The organism is Frondihabitans sp. 4ASC-45 (genome assembly GCF_049472575.1).
GTDB lineage: Bacteria > Actinomycetota > Actinomycetes > Actinomycetales > Microbacteriaceae > Frondihabitans.
The window spans coordinates 171,768-187,849 of sequence record NZ_JBCEBN010000008.1 but is presented as its reverse complement, the minus strand read 5'-3'; the positions used below and the strand labels follow the sequence as shown (position 1 = coordinate 187,849).

Sequence of the window (16,082 nt, the reverse complement as noted above, 5' to 3'; positions counted from 1 at the left end):
TTGCCGGGCATCACGAAGTCTTCCTGGTAGGTTCTGAGGCGGTTCCCCAGGGGTTTTACCCCTGGGGTCCACTCAGATCCGTCGGGCGACCGCCCCAAAGAAGTACGCGTGCCACACACAACGTGTCCGAGGAGGACAACACATGGCTGACAAGTCACTGAACCGCACCGAGCTCGTCGCAGCTGTCGCCGCCGAGTCGGGCCAGAGCCAGGCTGCAGTGAGCGGCGTCGTCGACGCTCTCTTCTCCGTCGTCTCGAAGAACGTCGCTGACGGCACCAAGGTCACCATCCCGGGATGGATCGCCTTCGAGAAGACCCACCGCGCCGCACGCACCGGCCGCAACCCGCAGACCGGCGAGGCTCTCGAGATCGCCGCCAGCGACAGCGTCAAGGTCAGCGCCGGCTCGAAGCTCAAGGCTTCGGTCAAGTAACTCAGGCCACACCTGTTCCGCAGAAGGAGCGGATCACGACTCAGGTCGTGATCCGCTCCTTCTGGTTTTCGGCGATCAGCAAGCTCGCCTAGGCTTTCCGGGTGCCCCGCCTCTCCCGACTCGCCGCCCCGGTGCTGCTGGTCGCAGCGGGCCTGGTCGCTCTGCTCGCAGCCCTCGTGTTCGGCGGTGCCGCCGCGCCACTGCCCCTGTCGGATCCTGGAGCGGTCGTCCGGTTCGGTCTGCCGGTCGCCACGTTCCTCACCGAGCTGGGCGCGTCGCTCACCATCGGCACCCTGGCTCTGGCCTGCTTCGCGCTGACTCCGGCCCGGCCCGAGTGGGGGCGTGCTCTCGACATCGCCTCGGCCGGAGCGCTGTTCTGGACCCTCGCCTCGAGTGTCGCCGGGTTCTTCACGTTCCTCAGCGTCGCCGGAGTCGCGCCGGCCCTCGACGAGAAGTTCGGGCAATCGCTGGCGTTCTTCTTGACCGGCACCGACCTCGGGCTCGCCTGGTTGGTCTCGACCCTGATGGCGGCGACCGTCACCGTGCTCTGCTTCGCCGTGCGGTCGGTCGGCGGGGTCTTCGTCGTCGCACTCCTCGCCGCCGGCGCGCTCGTGCCGATCGCCCAGCAGGGGCACGCCGCCGGCACCGCCTCCCACGCGGCGGCCGTCTCGGCGCTCGGGCTGCACGTGATCGGCGCTGCGATGTGGCTCGGCGGGCTGCTGGCTGTGGTGCTGTTGCGCCCGGTCATCGAGCGGGCTCGGCTCGCGGTGGTGCTGAGCCGCTATTCGTCGATCGCCCTGGTCTGTTTCGTGATCGTCGCCGTCTCGGGCCTCGTCAGCGCACAGATCAGGATCGGCACCTGGCCGGCACTCGGGTCGGCGTACGGGCTGCTCGTCGTCGTCAAGGCGGTGCTGCTGATCTTGCTCGGCCTGTTCGGAGTGGTCCACCGTCGCGTCGTCATCGACCGTGTCGCCGGCGCGAATGCCGGAACCAGCGTCGGCCGGCAGACGCAGCGGGCCTTCTGGTGGTTCGTCACGGCCGAGATCGCCTTTCTCGGGCTCGCCTCCGGCGTGGCCGCGGCGCTGGCTCGCACGCAGACACCGGTTTCGCAGTCCGTCGCGAACGACACGGCCGACCTGACGCCCGCCGAAGTGCTGACCGACGTGAAGCTGCCGGCCGAGTTCACGCCGAGCCGCTGGCTGACGGCGTGGAACATCGACCTGGTCTGGCTGCTCGGCGCCGTCTTTCTCGCGGCGTTCTACCTCGTGGGGGTGGCTCGGCTGCGGCGGCGCGGCGACTCGTGGTCGGTGGGGCGGACGGGTGCCTGGATCCTCGGGCTCGTCGTTCTTGTCTTCGCCACGAACGGCGCTCTCAACGTCTACTCGCCGTATCTGATGAGCGCGCACGTCGTGCAGATCGCCGTGACGGCGTTGGTCGTGCCCGTGCTGCTCGTGCGCGGCGCACCGTGGACCCTGGCGTTGCTCGCGATCGAGAAGCGCACCGACGGCAGCTCGGGCCCGCGAGAGTGGATGCTCGGCATCGTCCAGTCGCGCGGAGCGGCCTGGCTCACGCACCCCCTGGTCGGCGGGCCGCTGCTGGCGGTGTCGGTCTGGGCCGTCGTCTGGTCGCCGCTGCTGCGGTGGACGGCGACCACCGACCTCGGCCGCTTCTGCCTGATCGCGGGCCTCGTGCTGGTGGGCTGGCTCTTCGCGCAGTCGATGGTCGGTCTCGACCCCGTACCGGTGCGGGCCGGGGTGAGGCTCAGGATCCTGCTCGGCGCAGTGGCACTGCTCGCCGTCGGTGCAGTCGGGGCCGCTCTCGCCCTCACCCCGGGGCTCCGGCTTTCGAACTGGTACGGCGCCATGGGCCGCACCTGGGGGCTACCGCCGCTGGCCGACCAGCAGGCGGGCGGGTTCGCACTCGTCGCAGCCGCGCTCGTGCTCGCTGTCGCGGTCGGTGCTGTCGGTGTCGGGGCCGGTGTGGCCGCGCGCAAGCGCTGAACCGGTCGCGACGGTTCAGAACTCTGGCAGAAACGGCCCGATAGCGGGGCTGTCGGCGTAAAAGTGCGGTTTTTGCCAGAGTTCTGAACGCGTGTCGGGGCGAGGCGAAACGGGGCTCAGACGGCCACGGGAGCGGGCGTCTCGGCCAGAAGCTCGCGTACCATCGGCGCCACCTCGCGGCCGTAGAGCTCGATGCTCTTCATCATCTGCTCGTGCGGCAGGCTGCCCATGCTGTAACGCATGTCGAAGCGCGTCGCGCCGAGCAGACGCATGTTGTGCGCGATCTTGCGGGCAACGGTCTCGGGCGATCCCACGTAGAGGGCACCCTCGGGGCCGGCCGTCGAGAGGTACTGCTCCCGCGAGTAGGGCGGCCAGCCGCGCTCGCGTCCGAGCTGGTTGGTCTGGGCCTCCTGGTACGGGTAGAGGATCTCGAGGGCCTCGGCGTCGGTGGCCGCGATGAAGCCCGGGGAGTGCATGGCGATCGGCTGGGGAGCGTGCCCGAACTGATCGAGGGCTCGACGGTAGAGGTCGGAGTAGGGCGCGAACTGGGCCGGGCTGCCGCCGATGATCGCGAGGAACAGGGGGAGGCCGTAGTGCGCCGCGCGGATGACCGACTGCGGGCTGCCGCCGACGCCGACCCAGGTCTTGATGGTGCCGCTCTCGGGGCGCGGGTAGACCCACTGGTCGGTGAGGGCGCCGCGCTTGGTGCCCTCCCAGGTGACAGGGGCGTCTTTCAGCAGCTCGGCGAAGAGGTTGATCTTCTCCTCGAAGAGCACCTCGTAGTCCTGCAGGTCGAGGCCGAAGAGCGGGAACGACTCGGTGAACGAGCCGCGGCCGAGGATGACCTCCGCGCGCCCGTTCGACAGGGCGTCGACGGTGGCGAAGCGCTCGTAGACGCGGACCGGATCGTCGGACGAGAGCACCGTGACTGCCGAGCCGAGTCGGATCCTCGATGTCTTCGCAGCGATGGCCGCAAGCACGACCTCGGGGGCCGAGACGGCGAAGTCGACGCGGTGGTGCTCGCCGACGCCGATGAAGTCAAGACCGACCTCGTCGGCGAGGACGGCCTGCTCGACGAGGTTGCGGATGGTCTGGGCGTGGCTGAGCAGAGTGCCGTCGAGCGGGGTGCCCGAGGCGGTCTCGGTCACGTCGCCGAAGGTGTCGAGGCCGAGCTGGATCGCGCTCGGATCGAGGGTGGGAAGCTCGCGCTCCGGGTTGCTTGCGGTGGCCATGGTGTCCCCATTTCTATGCGTATGCATATTGAATCACGAAGGGGGCTGATTTGTTCCCGATCAGCGCAGGGACGAGACGGTGCGACCCACCATTCGCGCATCGCGGACGCGCCGCTCGTACGTCGCGGCGACCACGATGAGCAGAACTCCGCCGACGCCCGCCCACAGCCACCACGGCACCGACGTCGTCACGAGCACGAGTCCCGGCCAGAGCTGGGCGATCGCGTGCAACACGGCGACGCCGCCTCCGACCAGTAGCGGCGCCTGGAGCCGAAGCCGGGTACCGGCCAGGAGGCTCGCGACGGCGAGCACTCCCACGGCCACCAGGCGCGGCGTCTGAACGTCGAGGTAATCGGCGAGGAGTCCGGGCAGGAGCAGCACGAGGAGCCCGAATCCCAGGGCGCGCCACGAGCCGACGGCCGGATCGCGAGCGAGCCGCAGGCCCCCTGAGACCAGGGCGGCGACCGCGACCGGTGCGGTCACCGTCTCGAACGGCACCGATTCCGTGAGGCCGCCGAGCAGGGCTACTGCGGCGATGGCTGACGCGGCGACGAGGGCCGCCTGACGAAGGCGGATCGCCAGCCCGCTCCTGGAACGAGCGGGGCCTCCGAGTGCGCTGGCCAGACAGCAGACGGCGAGAGCGACGACGGCGGTCACCGGTCGCTGCCAGTCGACGGCCGCGCCGAAAAGACTCGAGAGAAGCGGAACGAGCTCGGGAAGGGCGAACACGGCCACGGCCACCACGGCGAATGCGGGAGCCACGGCCCTCAGGCGGCGCCGAGGATCCCGCGCGGCGTCGACGGAGTCACCCCGGTCGCGCGACCACAGCACCGCGATTCCCAGCGCGAGAAGAGCCGCCGCCGACGACCAGGCGTCGGGGTGGGCTGCGCCGATCGCGGCGGGGGAGCCCAGCGCCATCGTCAGACCGGTCGCGACAATGCCCACGACGGAGCCGGCGGCCAGCGCGGTGCGGACGTCGACGCGGGTGCGGCCGAGAGTCGTGGCGGCGATGCCGGCAAGGGTAGCCGCGGCGATGACCAGGATCGGTCGGACCAGAGGCCCCTCCGGTGAGGCGATGATCGACGGCAGGAGAGCGGCGGCGACTCCGACGCCGAAGAGCAGGGGGAAGACCGGGTGCGGGTGCGCGGGTCGCGGGGCCGAGCCGTGCGCGAACCGGATGGCGAGCGCGGGGAGCCCGAGGGCCAGAAGAGCCAGGAGCGCGGCCAGGGGAAGCGAGTACGCCTCGACGACGGTGACACCGGCATCGGCCAGTACCGACCAGAGTGCCGTGATGGTGAGCACGGGTGCCGCCCAGGCCACGTGGTGTCGGAGGTGGGCGCCGGTCAGCGCGGCAAGCGGCGACGAGCCCGGTGTCGATGCGATGACCAGGGCGGCAATCGCGAGGACTGCCAGCGTCGGCCACGCGGGAGCCGAGAGGAGCGCAGCGGCCGAGGTCACCAGCCCGGCGGCGACGAGCGGGGCATCCCAGGCGAAACGACGCGAAGTCGCACTGCCCGACGGCCCCCGCAGGAGCACGCGGGAGGCGATCGCGAGGCCGAGCACCGTGACGGCGAGGAGCAGCCAGCGGGTCTCGAATACCAGCGAGCCCGCGTTCAGCAGGCGGTCGGCGCTGGCGATCACGGCCGCGGGCGTGATGAACGCAGCGGCGAGACGCTCCGCGTCGCGCTCCGGTGCCGGGACGACCAGCCAGACGAAGGCCGTGATGGCGACCAGGGCGAGGAGAGCCGCGGCGGCGCGGCCGGTGCCTACGGGAGCGACCCCGAAGACGACGCCGGCGACCGCGAGCGCGGCGACGGCGGTGGCGGAGACGACCCGGAGGTCGAGGCGCGGAGCGCGGCGGAGCAGCGGGATGATCGGCGCGGTGGCGACCACCAGCAGGCTCACGATCGCCGTCAGGATGACGCAGGTGGTGGCGGCACGGCCACCGGGATCGCCGCCGGTCGGAGCGAGCCAGGCCGGGATCCTGAGGGCCGAGGTGACGACAACGAGCGAGACGGCCAGTGTCACCAGCGGCGCGATGATCCGCGCGGTCGCCTTGGGGAGCGATCGAGTCGACAGCACCCGGAGCCCGACGAGGAGAGACGCGAGCAGGAGCAGGGCGGGAATCCACAGCGACCGAGTCAGAGGCGACTGCGCGAAGAGCAACCCGGCGGCGACCGCCACGGTTGTGCCGGAGACGCCCCGCGACACGCGCCCGTCTCGGAAAGCGGCGAGGGCCAGGCCCCCGACGAGGGCGGTCAGCGTGAGGTCGCCGAGCGGCAGGGACGTCGACAGGGCGGCGCCGACGAGAGCGAGTGCCAGGATGGCCTCCGCCGTGGTCGTCACGGCACGCCGCACGGCCGGCCGCGGCCGGAGGAGGGCCACAGCGGTCGCGGAGCCGAGGGCGGCGAGAGCGAGGCCGAGCGCCGACACGGTAAGCGGGAGGATCTCGTCGGACGGCGCCGCGCGAGACGCTGCGGTCAGGTCGGCCAGGAAGGGCGCCGCGTCGGACCAGCTGACGAGTCGTCCGCTGACGCCCCCGGCCACCACGACGCTCAAGACCGTTGCGACGACGGCGAGCACGACGAGACCGGACCACGACGCCCGTGCGAGTGCGGCCCGCGCGACCGGTCGGCGCTCGGACGCAGCCCGGGAGGCGAGAGCGAAGGCCAGCACGACCAGGGCGATCGACAGGGGCAGGATCCAGGCGGCCGCGGTGTCGAGACCGGCTCGCACAGATGCGTCGAACGGGAGCAGGGCCAGAGTGACCCCGGCTGCGGCGGACGCGAATCGGCCCGGCCCCGATCGCGAGCCGGTCACCCCGCGGATCGCGAGGACCATAAAAAGGCCGACCGACACGAGCACCGGAACGACCCAGCCGAGTGCGGCGTCGCCGGGGAGCGCGAACGCGGCCAAGGTCGACACGACCAGCGGGCCGGTCGAGGTGACCCGGATCCACGCTCGGTCGGTGCGGTCGCGTGCGAGCCGGGCGGCGGGGGATCCTCCGCTCCTGTCGAACAGGGTCGGGACGATCCAGACGGCGGCCGCAGCGGCCCCACCCGCCCAGAACCGGGTGGCCGAATCGGCGGCGAGGCCGGACGCGAGACCGAGAGCGGCCAGCGGCAGGGCGACGAGCGAGGCGCGGACGAGCGAGTGGAGGCCGGTCAGGCGGGAGGTGACGAGGAGGGCGACCGCGGATCCTGCGCCGAAGATCCCGACGAAGAGGAGCGGGTCGAGTCGACCCGATCCGAAGAGCCCCTGGCTGCGGATGAGAAGGCCGTCCAGGCCGAGGAGCACGGCGGCGAGCACGCCGAGGCCCTCCGCGGTTCCGGGGAGGCGACGGTGCAGGCGGGTGGCGATGCCGAGCACGGCGGCGACCACGAGCAGCAGCAGGCCCGAGCGGACCCCCGCCGACGTGACGAGGAACGCCACGAGCGAGAAGAAGACGGCCGTCACCGAGACGAGCACGATGCCGACGGTCAGGAGGAGGACCTGGACGCCGCTTCGACCGGACGGGGTCTTCTCGAGTCGGGTGCTGCGGGGCGGCGTCGGCGGGCGAAGCGACGGCAGCGGCGATGCTGTCGATGGGGCGGCCTGCGCATCGCCGGTCTCGGCGGCGCGCAGAAGCGACGACAGCCGGGCGATCTCGTCGGCGGCCTCGGCGTCTTGACGAGCCATGTCGAGTCGCAGCTGGTCGATGAGCGCGCGCCGTTCGAGGTCGACCGCCAGCAGGCGATCCGAGTTCTCGGCGAGCCGCGCCGCGACCGGACCCACGAGGCGGAGGCCGCAGTGCGGGCAGGTCGTCCCATCGAGCGTCGTGAAGCAGGCGGGGCACAGGGTCCGATTGCTCAGCACGGTCGCTGAGGGGGGCCAGACCGTGGTCGGGTGCTCGTCGATGTCGTCCTCCGAAGTGAAACCCCAGCGGGAGGTGGGGTGGCGCAAACGTAGTGGAGGGCGGCGGGGCATATCGAGAGGCACTGTTGCCCCTACCCGGTCGCGGTGCGGCGGCGGGCAGGATCCTGAGCGGTCGACTTCGTGAGTGACCCCACGTCTGGGTCGCACGAGGACTGGGGGGTGAGGCAGGCCCGCGCTCCCTCTAGGATCATCCTCATGTCGACCAGCGACGCGTTCGCACAGGGTGGCCCCCACGGGCGCCACGCCGAGATCGACGCTGCCGCGCGCACGATCGCCTTCTCGTTCGGCCTGTCGGGCATCACGCTTCGACGCCTGGCATCGACGGCCGGTCTGAGCCCGGGTGACATCGCCGCGCACGAGCCGTCGATGACCGCCCTCGTCGCCCGCACGTTTGAAGAGCTCGCCGGGATCGAGCTCAACGAGGCGCGGCGCGACATCGCCGGCTTCGACTCGGCACTCGAAGCCCTCCGCCTCCTCGTCGGCAGCCTGCTCGAAGACACGCACGGCAACTTCAACTCCGTCTGGGCCGACGCCTGGTCGATGGGCCGCCACAACGTCGCCCTCGCGCGGGCCGCCCGCGACAACATGACGGCCTGGCACGAGCTGATCTGCTCGGTCGTGCGTCGCGGCATGGAGGGGCGCGAATTCGAAGGATCCGACTCCGACCTCGTCGCCCTGCAGTTCTTGGCCCTGATCGACTCCATCACGGCCTACTCGCTCGTCGACTACCGCACGGCCGCCGAGCGCTCACACCTCATGCGGCGGACGCTCGAAGTGTCGCTGGGGTTGGCTGCGGGTTCGCTCTAGCCCTGACTCGTGTGTGCGCGGGTGCCTCGATCGTCTCAGGGCTGCCAGAACGTCGCCGAGCACCGCCCGAGTGCGACGGAACGGCATTGACGGTCTCTGGCGTCTAACGATTGGGTAGGCCAACCCGTTCTTCCCGCTGCTGTTCCCGCACCGTGATGGAGACTCCCATGACCACACCGACCACGACGACGACGACGCAGCCCGTCGACACCAAGGGGCTCAAGGGCGGATCGCTCGGCCTCGTCTCGAGCGTGGTCGTCGGCATCGCATCGACCGCTCCGGCGTACAGCCTCGCGGCGAGCCTCGGGTTCATCGTCATCGGCGGCACGCTCGTCGCGGGTGTGCACGCGCCGGGCATCATCCTGCTGGCGTTCGTGCCGATGTATCTCATCGCCGTCGCCTATCAGGAGCTCAACAAGGCCGAGCCCGACTGCGGCACGACCTTCACCTGGGCGTCGCGGGCCTTCGGCCCGATCACCGGCTGGATGGGCGGTTGGGGGATCATCGTGGCTGACGTGATCGTCATGGCGAACCTCGCCTCGATCGCCGGCTCGTACTCGTTCACGTTCGTCGGCAGCTTCGGGCTGCCGGCCGTCGCCGCCCTGTCGAGCAACGTGTTCTGGTCGACCGCCGCGGGCATCGCCTGGATCGTCGTCATGACGTACATCTGCTACCGCGGCATCGAGATCTCGGCGCGGCTGCAGTACTTCCTGCTGGCGTTCGAGGTGATCATCCTCATCTTCTTCGCCGTCTTCGCGCTCGTCCGCGTCTACTCCGGCAACGCCGAGTCGTACTCGCTGATGCCGTCGCTCGATTGGTTAAACCCGTTCACGCTCGGCCCGGGAACCATCGCCCCCGCGATGCTTACGGCGATCTTCATCTACTGGGGTTGGGACACCGCCGTCTCGATCAACGAAGAGACCAAGGATCCCGAGAAGACGCCGGGTCGCGCGGCCATCATCTCGACGGTGCTCCTCCTCGTGACCTATGTGCTGGTTGCCGTGGCCACCATCGCGTTCGCCGGAGTGGGCGACCAGGGCATCGGCCTCGCCAACGAGGACAACGCGCTGGATGTCTTCTCGTCGGTCGGTCCGGCGCTGTTCGGGGGAGGGGCGGTGGGCTCGATCCTGATGGCCCTCCTCGGCTTCTCGATCCTTACCAGTGCCTCGGCCTCGACGCAGACGACCATTCTGCCGACCGCGCGCACCTCGCTCTCGATGGCGGTCTACAAGGCCCTGCCCGAGCAGTTCGCCCGCATCCACCCGAAGTACCTCACCCCGACCTGGTCGACCATCGGCATGGGCCTCGTCTCGGTGGCCTTCTACCTGATCTTCACTCTGATCAGCGTCGACCTGCTCAGCGCCCTGATCGGCTCGATCGGCCTGATGATCGCCTTCTACTACGGCCTCACCGGCTTCGCCTGCGTTTGGTACTACCGCAGAACGCTCTTCACCTCGCCGCGGAACTTCATCATGCGCGGTCTCTTTCCCCTGCTCGGCGGACTGTCGCTGCTCGGTGTCTTCGTCTACGGGGTCTACGCCTTTGCCGCTCCCGACTGGCTGACCGACGCCGACGGCAAGAACATCACCATCATCGGAATCGGTGCGCAGGCGGTCGTCGGCATCGGGGGCCTCCTCGTCGGAGTGGTGTTGATGCTGCTCTGGCGGTGGCGCCGCCCCGAGTTCTTCCGCGGCGAAACACTCGTCAAGCGCAGCGACTACGTGCTCGCCCCCGGGGAGGGTGTCGTCGCGAACTTCGGCCTGCCCGATTCGGGATACTTTCCGACCGTCGTCGCCTCCGACCTGTCGAACCTGCCCACCGGAGCGATCGCGATCGACACCGAGACCGGCAAGCGGGTCCGCGGCACCCGTCGCACCGGTGTCGCGCCGGCGTCACCGAGCGTTCCCACCAGCCCCTCCGATCCATCCGACTCCAACGAACGGCCCTAGCTCCTCATGAAGATCCTCATCATCGGCGCCGGCGGCGTCGGCTCCGCCGCCGTGCGCATCGCCGTGCGCCGCGACTTCTTCGACACGCTCGTGGTCGCCGACTACGACCCCGCCCGCCCGGCCGCTCTGGTCGCCGCCGTCGGTGACGCGCGTCTCGTCGCGGCCCAGGTCGACGCCTCGTCGGCCGCCTCGGTCGCCGAACTCATCCGCGCGCACGAGATCACCCACGTGCTGAACGCGGTCGACCCGCGCTTCGTCATGCCGATCTTCGACGGCTGCTTCGAGGCCGGTGCGACCTACCTCGACATGGCGATGAGCCTGTCGACACCGCACCCGACCGACCCGCACACCCAGACCGGCAAGAAGCTCGGAGACGACCAGTTCGCCGTGGCGTCCGACTGGGCAGACAGGGGAGCGCTGGCTGTCGTGGGCATCGGCGTCGAGCCTGGACTCTCGGACGTCTTCGCGCGCTACGCCGAAGACGAGCTCTTCAGCGAGATCGACGAACTCGGCGTGCGCGACGGGGCCAACCTCGTCGTCGAGGGATACGACTTCGCCCCCTCATTCTCGATCTGGACCACCATCGAAGAGTGCCTCAACCCGCCCGTGGTGTTCGAAAAAGAGCGCGGGTGGTACACCACGGCGCCGTTCTCCGAGCCGGAGGTCTTCGACTTCCCCGACGGCATCGGGCCAGTGGAGTGCGTCAACGTCGAGCACGAAGAGGTGCTCCTGATGCCGCGGTGGACCAAGGCGAAGAAGGTGACGTTCAAGTACGGCCTCGGCAATGAGTTCATCGAGGTGCTCAAGACTCTGCACATGCTGGGCCTGGACAAGACCGAGCCGCTGGAGGTCAAGGGAGTGAAGGTGGCGCCGCGCGATGTGGTGGCGGCCGGGTTGCCGGATCCTGCGACCCTCGGCGACAAGATGAGCGGCAAGACCTGCGCGGGCGTGTGGGTGAAGGGCACCGGCAAAGACGGCAAGCCGCGCTCGACCTACCTCTATCACGTGGCCGACAACGAGCAGACGATGGCGGAGTACTCGTCGCAGGCCGTCGTCTGGCAGACGGCGATCAACCCGGTGATCGCGCTCGAGCTGCTGGCGACGGGTGTGTGGTCGGGGGCCGGCGTGCTCGGGCCCGAGGCATTCGACGCGCGCCCGTTCCTGTCGCTGCTCGCCGCCGATGCGCCTGAGGGCTATGGCTCGCCGTGGGGGATCGAGGAGAAGGCTCTGTAGCTGGCGTTGGCGTAGCAAGCCTTACGCGGGCGGSGGGGGGGGGGGCCCTGGAGCCACCTCSCCCGACCGATCAGGGCAGGTAGTACGTCGGGTTCGGCAGCTTGACCGTGCGCTTGGCGTGCCCGCCGATCAGGTCGCTGAACTGGTCGCCGTAGTTCGCCACCACGGTGTACCCGCCACCGGCTGCCGACTCGACGTGAGCTCGGGTCTGCGACTTGTACTCGATGGTTGTGCACTTCGCCGCGGCGCACGTGATGTACGAGGGCTGCTGCGATGCACCCTGGCCGGTCCACTTCGTGTAGTAGTTCTCAGCCGTGAAACCGGAGTAGCCGACCTTGGCCAGGTTCGCCAGCGTCGCGGTCTTCTGATCGTCGTTGCGACCCGTCAGACCGATCAGCGTGCAACCCGCGGCCTTGGCGACACCGGCCAGGGTCGTCATGCCCGGGGTGGCGGGGAACCGCTGGTCTTGCACCCACACGTCTTGCTCGGCGGGGTCGAACGTGAAGTGCATGTCGGCCACCTCCATGTCGTACGTCCAGAGCGTGGTGTCGTCGGCGTCGAGAACGATCGCGGGCTTCTGGCCCTTGGTGGAAGCGGCGTAGCACTGCGACGCGACACGGGGGATCTCGCGCTTGAGGATCTTCTGCGTCTCGCTGATGTAGGGCGACGATGTCTTGTTCGACAGCCCGGTGCCCGTGTCGCCGTAGTAGGCGGCGATGGTCGACTTGACGCTGTCGATGTTGGGGATGCCCTCGCCCGACTGCGTCAGACCGGAGGAGCCGTCGGCCTTCATGACGAAGTGCGTCCGGGGCGCGAGACGCGGCTCTTTGACCCCGGGCAGGTCGGCCGACGGCAGGTAGTACGTCGGGTTGGGGAGCTTGAGCACGCGGTCGGCGTAGCCGCCCTGCAGGTCAGACCACTGGTCGCCCACGTTCAGAGCGATGTCGTAGCCCTGCTTCTCGATGTGCTTGCGCGTGAGTGCCTTGTACTCGACGGTCGTGCACTTGGCAGTTGCGCAGGTGACGTACGAGGGCTGCTGCGAGGTGCCCTTGCCGGTCCATTTCGTGTAGAAGTTCTTCGACGTGAAAGCGGTGTAGCCGACCTTCTTGAGGTTGCCGAGGGTCGCGGCCTTCTGATCGTCGTTGCGACCGGTGAGGCCGAAGATCGTGAAGCCCATCTTTTTGGCGGTCTCGACCATCGACACCATCGACGGGGTGGCGGGGAACCGCTGGTCTTGCACCCAGACGTCTTGTTCGGCGGGGTCGAACGTGAAGTGCATGTCGGCCACCTCCATGTCGTAGGTCATCAACGTGGTGTCGTCGGCGTCGAAGACGATCGCGGGCTTCTCGTGGTGGCGGATCGCCTTCTGGTAGATCGCCTTCAGGCTGCGCGTCTGCTTGGCCACGATGCTCGACATCTCGCTGATGTAGGGCGACGAGGTCTTCGAGGCGATGCCCGTGCCGGGGTCGCCGTAGTACTTCGCGATGGTCGACTTGACGCTGTCGATGTTGGGGATGCCCTCACCGCCCTGCGTGAGCCCGGACGACCCGTCGGCCGCCATCGTGAACTGGGTGCGCGGCGCGAGCGTCGAGCTGCTGCTGCCGCCCCCGTGCCCGCCTCTGGCCGCGTGTGCGGGCACTGCTGCCTGAGCGGGGCCAGCGCTGATCAGAGCTGCCCCCAGCGCCAACGCCGCGACCGCGACACCGGCTTTCAGTCGAAAAGTCGAGTGGAAAAACATGTCGTCCCCTTGCGTGATCACGACCCCCCTCATCGGGGGTCACAGATCACCCTAATCAGACGGTGCGGGATCTGCAGACTTTATCCACAAGCCTTAACGAGCGCGTTACACGAGAGGCATGCCACACCCCTACAGCCGTCGGTACGACGTCTCGATCACGTAGTCCTTGCTCGGGCCGGACGCCGCCCAGCGCATCCGCCAGCCACTCGCATCGCCGTCGAGCCGCCCCGAATAGAGGTCGGGCGCGCAGTCGTGCACGAGTTCGGCGCTCCAGCGCCAGTCGTGGAATCCACGGCCGTCCGCGAAATTCGTGGCCCAGGATCCCTCGGGGCCGTGTTCCAGCACACGCTCGGTCGAGATCGGAACCTCCCCGCCCGGCAGGCCCATCGTGCCCGATTCCACCCACACGATCCGGTCGGGGCCGGAACGGGAGAAGGTCGCGGTGCCGTGCACTGGGATCCTTCGGTCGTCTCTTCGGTCGTCGACCATTCGGGTGAAGTGCCACGTACCGAGCAGCTCGTCGGGGGTCACGCTATTTGCCGACCGCCGCCTGGCGCCGAGGCAGGATCGACGTCAGCGACACCTTGCGGGTGTACTCGATCGAGCCGTAGCGGAAGAGGCGCACCGCGACCTGCAGCACGATGAGACCGAGCACGAACTGCTCGACGACAACACCGATGGCCTCGGCCGGCGACAGCGACGAGAAGCCGTTGCGGAGCAGCGCGGTCACCGGTGCCGAGTACGGGAACCAGGTGAAGATCTGCACGATGAACGAGTGCGGGTCGGAGACGATGAGCGTGACCGCGTAGAACGGCACGAACATGAGGGCGATCATCACGCCGAAGATCTGGCCCGCGTCTTTCGCCGTCGGCATGATCGCACCGACCGCGACGAGGGTGCCGGTGAAGAGGATGAAGCCGCCGATCAGGAGCAGGGCGCCGATGACCATCTGGAACGGATCGATCTGCAGGTTCGAGAGGTCGAACGAGGGGATGTTCAGGGAGCTCCGGAAGAAGAGGAAGCCGATCACGATCGGCAGCGCGAACACGAGCATCTGCACGATGCCGACGACGAAGAGGGAGATCACCTTGCCGATGATGAGGGTCGTCGGGTTGAGCGTCGTCAGGATCATCTCGGTGACGCGGTTCTCTTTCTCCTCCAGCGTCGAGGTCAGCATCTGATTGCCGAGCAGCAGGATCACGACGTAGAACAGCGCCAGGAACAGCAGCGGCGGGATGACGCTGCCGATGCCGCCCGAGAGGTTCCCGGAGGAGTCGTAGGTGGTCGCCTCGACCGGCCCGGTGCCCTGGACGAGGCTCGACAGCTTCGCGTCGCCGACCTTCGCCTCAGCGCTCGCGGTGAGGATGCGCGTCGCGACCGACGAGTACTTGCCGTTGTCGAAGATGCCCTTGTCGACGCCGTAGACCTTGGTGGCCTGCTTCGCGGGATCGGCCGGGTAGGCGAAGTAGGCGTCGAGGTCGCCACTTTTGACCGCGGCGATGGCGTCGGCGCGGGAGGATGCCTCGGTGCCGCCGAGTGACTTCACGATCGCGGGGTCGACCACGCCGGAGGCGTCGCTGTACGAGAAGCTGAACTTCTGGTCTTTCTGCGACGTGACGCTGTTGTCGGTCGACGTGTTGGCGGCGACGATCAGCGCGACCACGATGCCGATGATGACCGGCACGATGAGGGTGGCGATCCAGAACCGGCGCTTGGTCAGCGTGCGGGTGATCTCGAACGACACGACCGTCGAGAGGTTGTGGCGGGCCATCAGGCAGCCACCCCCGCGGTGGGCTGGGCCGGATCCTTGGCAGTATCAGGATCCGACGCGGTGTCGGCCTCGTCGCCATACACGCGCAGGAAGATGTCGTCGAGGCTCAGCTTCGACGTCTCGAAGCCGCGCACCGCGACGCCGGCCTCGACCAGGTCGCGCAGGATGGCCGCCTCGTCGGCGCCCTCGGTCACAGTGAGCTCGGCGTAGTTGCGCTCGCGGAGCGTCACCAGGTATTTCGACGACTCGGGGATGTCGCCCGAGTAGCGCAGGCGCACCATCGTGCCGCCGAACTGATCCTGCACCTCGGGGATGGTGCCGTACGCCTCGCTGCGTCCGTTCTTCAACAGGATCACTCGATCGCAGAGCCGCTCGACCTCCTCCATCTGGTGGGTGACCATGAGCACGGTGGCGCCCTGCCGCTTCTGCTCTTCGATGATGTCCATCAGCAGACGCCGGTTGACCGGGTCGAACCCCTTCGTCGGCTCGTCGAGGATCAGCAGCTCGGGCTGATTCATGATCGTCACCCCGAGCTGGACCTTCTGCTGCTGGCCGCCCGACAGCTTGTCGAGCCGCGTCGCAGCCTTGTCGGCGAGGCTCACCCGCTCGAGGTAGTTCAGCGACCACCGCTTCGACTCCGTCTTCGACAGGCCCTTGAGGCGTCCGAAGTAGGTCATCACGTCGATCACCGACTCCTTCTTGTAGAGCCCGCGCTCCTCGGGCAGGTAACCCAGCCGGGATCCCCGCTCGGGCGAGAACGGCCGACCGTCGATGTGCAGCGTGCCGCCGGTCGGCTGGTAGATGCCGAGCAGCGCGCGGATGGTCGTCGTCTTGCCCGACCCGTTCGATCCGAGAAAGCCGAAGGTCTCGCCGGCCTCGATGTCGAACGACAGATCGTCGATGACTGTCGTGCGGCCGAAGACCATTCGGAAGTTCTCGATGTGGACTATCGGTGAACTAGCTGCCTGCCCCATGCGACGACCCTAGCGAACAGTCTCGTTTGGCCG

At 68.8% G+C, this 16,082-nt stretch carries 11 protein-coding genes; 5 read left to right on the top strand and 6 right to left on the bottom strand.

What is annotated here, in order from left to right; all coding sequences use genetic code 11:
- The first annotated feature begins 142 nt into the window (after positions 1–142).
- Both VH571_RS13485 and VH571_RS13480 read left to right on the top strand, forming a co-directional pair.
- Positions 143–430, top strand: a complete 288-nt coding sequence (locus tag VH571_RS13485; protein WP_055961452.1) for an HU family DNA-binding protein — start codon at positions 143–145, stop codon at positions 428–430.
- 101 nt (positions 431–531) lie between these two features.
- A complete protein-coding gene (locus VH571_RS13480; RefSeq protein WP_423265012.1) occupies positions 532–2,430 on the top strand; it encodes a cytochrome c oxidase assembly protein in 1,899 nt (632 codons plus the stop codon).
- 116 nt (positions 2,431–2,546) lie between these two features.
- On the opposite strand, the gene VH571_RS13475 is transcribed toward VH571_RS13480, so the two are convergent.
- Positions 2,547–3,662 carry an LLM class flavin-dependent oxidoreductase gene (locus tag VH571_RS13475; protein WP_423265011.1) on the bottom strand — a complete coding sequence of 372 codons (1,116 nt, stop codon included), beginning with the start codon at positions 3,660–3,662 and terminating at the stop codon, positions 2,547–2,549.
- Positions 3,663–3,722: 60 nt separating this feature from the next.
- The gene (locus VH571_RS13470; protein WP_423265010.1) at positions 3,723–7,604 is read right to left on the bottom strand and encodes an SCO7613 C-terminal domain-containing membrane protein; all 3,882 of its coding nucleotides are present in this window, start codon (positions 7,602–7,604) and stop codon (positions 3,723–3,725) included.
- Between the two features lie 168 nt (positions 7,605–7,772).
- Here VH571_RS13470 and VH571_RS13465 point away from each other — a divergent pair, with 168 nt between their 5' ends.
- The 3 genes from VH571_RS13465 (at position 7,773) to VH571_RS13455 (ending at position 11,566) form a co-directional block, all read left to right on the top strand.
- Positions 7,773–8,384 carry a TetR family transcriptional regulator C-terminal domain-containing protein gene (locus tag VH571_RS13465; protein ID WP_423265009.1) on the top strand — a complete coding sequence of 204 codons (612 nt, stop codon included), beginning with the start codon at positions 7,773–7,775 and terminating at the stop codon, positions 8,382–8,384.
- 167 nt (positions 8,385–8,551) lie between these two features.
- Positions 8,552–10,333 (top strand): APC family permease, encoded by a 1,782-nt coding sequence (locus tag VH571_RS13460; RefSeq protein ID WP_423265008.1) that lies wholly within the window; start codon positions 8,552–8,554, stop codon positions 10,331–10,333.
- A gap of 6 nt (positions 10,334–10,339) precedes the next feature.
- The gene (locus tag VH571_RS13455; RefSeq protein ID WP_423265007.1) at positions 10,340–11,566 is read left to right on the top strand and encodes a saccharopine dehydrogenase family protein; all 1,227 of its coding nucleotides are present in this window, start codon (positions 10,340–10,342) and stop codon (positions 11,564–11,566) included.
- 70 nt (positions 11,567–11,636) lie between these two features.
- Here VH571_RS13455 and VH571_RS13450 read toward each other — a convergent pair whose 3' ends face one another.
- The 4 genes from VH571_RS13450 to VH571_RS13435 form a co-directional block, all read right to left on the bottom strand.
- Positions 11,637–13,304: an HAD family acid phosphatase gene (locus tag VH571_RS13450; protein ID WP_423265006.1), complete on the bottom strand. Its 1,668-nt coding sequence runs from the start codon at positions 13,302–13,304 to the stop codon at positions 11,637–11,639.
- Positions 13,305–13,433: 129 nt separating this feature from the next.
- Complete coding sequence (locus VH571_RS13445; RefSeq protein ID WP_423265005.1) at positions 13,434–13,835, bottom strand: DUF6314 family protein; 402 nt, start codon at positions 13,833–13,835, stop codon at positions 13,434–13,436.
- 1 nt (position 13,836) lies between these two features.
- On the bottom strand, positions 13,837–15,075 hold the full coding sequence (locus VH571_RS13440; RefSeq protein ID WP_423265004.1) for an ABC transporter permease: 1,239 nt from the start codon (positions 15,073–15,075) through the stop codon (positions 13,837–13,839).
- Positions 15,075–16,049 carry an ABC transporter ATP-binding protein gene (locus VH571_RS13435; RefSeq protein WP_423265003.1) on the bottom strand — a complete coding sequence of 325 codons (975 nt, stop codon included), beginning with the start codon at positions 16,047–16,049 and terminating at the stop codon, positions 15,075–15,077. The genes VH571_RS13440 and VH571_RS13435 overlap by 1 nt, the downstream gene beginning before the upstream one ends.
- Between the last annotated feature and the right edge of the window lie 33 nt (positions 16,050–16,082).

Bases quoted from the DNA above. Each gene is read 5' to 3' on its own strand.
- VH571_RS13455 (WP_423265007.1), top strand. From the start codon at position 10,340: ATGAAGATCCTCATCATCGGCGCCGGCGGCGTCGGCTCCGCCGCCGTG.
- VH571_RS13460 (WP_423265008.1), top strand. From the start codon at position 8,552: ATGACCACACCGACCACGACGACGACGACGCAGCCCGTCGACACCAAG.
- VH571_RS13435 (WP_423265003.1), bottom strand. From the start codon at position 16,049: ATGGGGCAGGCAGCTAGTTCACCGATAGTCCACATCGAGAACTTCCGA.
- VH571_RS13465 (WP_423265009.1), top strand. From the start codon at position 7,773: ATGTCGACCAGCGACGCGTTCGCACAGGGTGGCCCCCACGGGCGCCAC.
- VH571_RS13440 (WP_423265004.1), bottom strand. From the start codon at position 15,075: ATGGCCCGCCACAACCTCTCGACGGTCGTGTCGTTCGAGATCACCCGC.
- VH571_RS13485 (WP_055961452.1), top strand. From the start codon at position 143: ATGGCTGACAAGTCACTGAACCGCACCGAGCTCGTCGCAGCTGTCGCC.
- VH571_RS13475 (WP_423265011.1), bottom strand. From the start codon at position 3,662: ATGGCCACCGCAAGCAACCCGGAGCGCGAGCTTCCCACCCTCGATCCG.
- VH571_RS13450 (WP_423265006.1), bottom strand. From the start codon at position 13,304: ATGTTTTTCCACTCGACTTTTCGACTGAAAGCCGGTGTCGCGGTCGCG.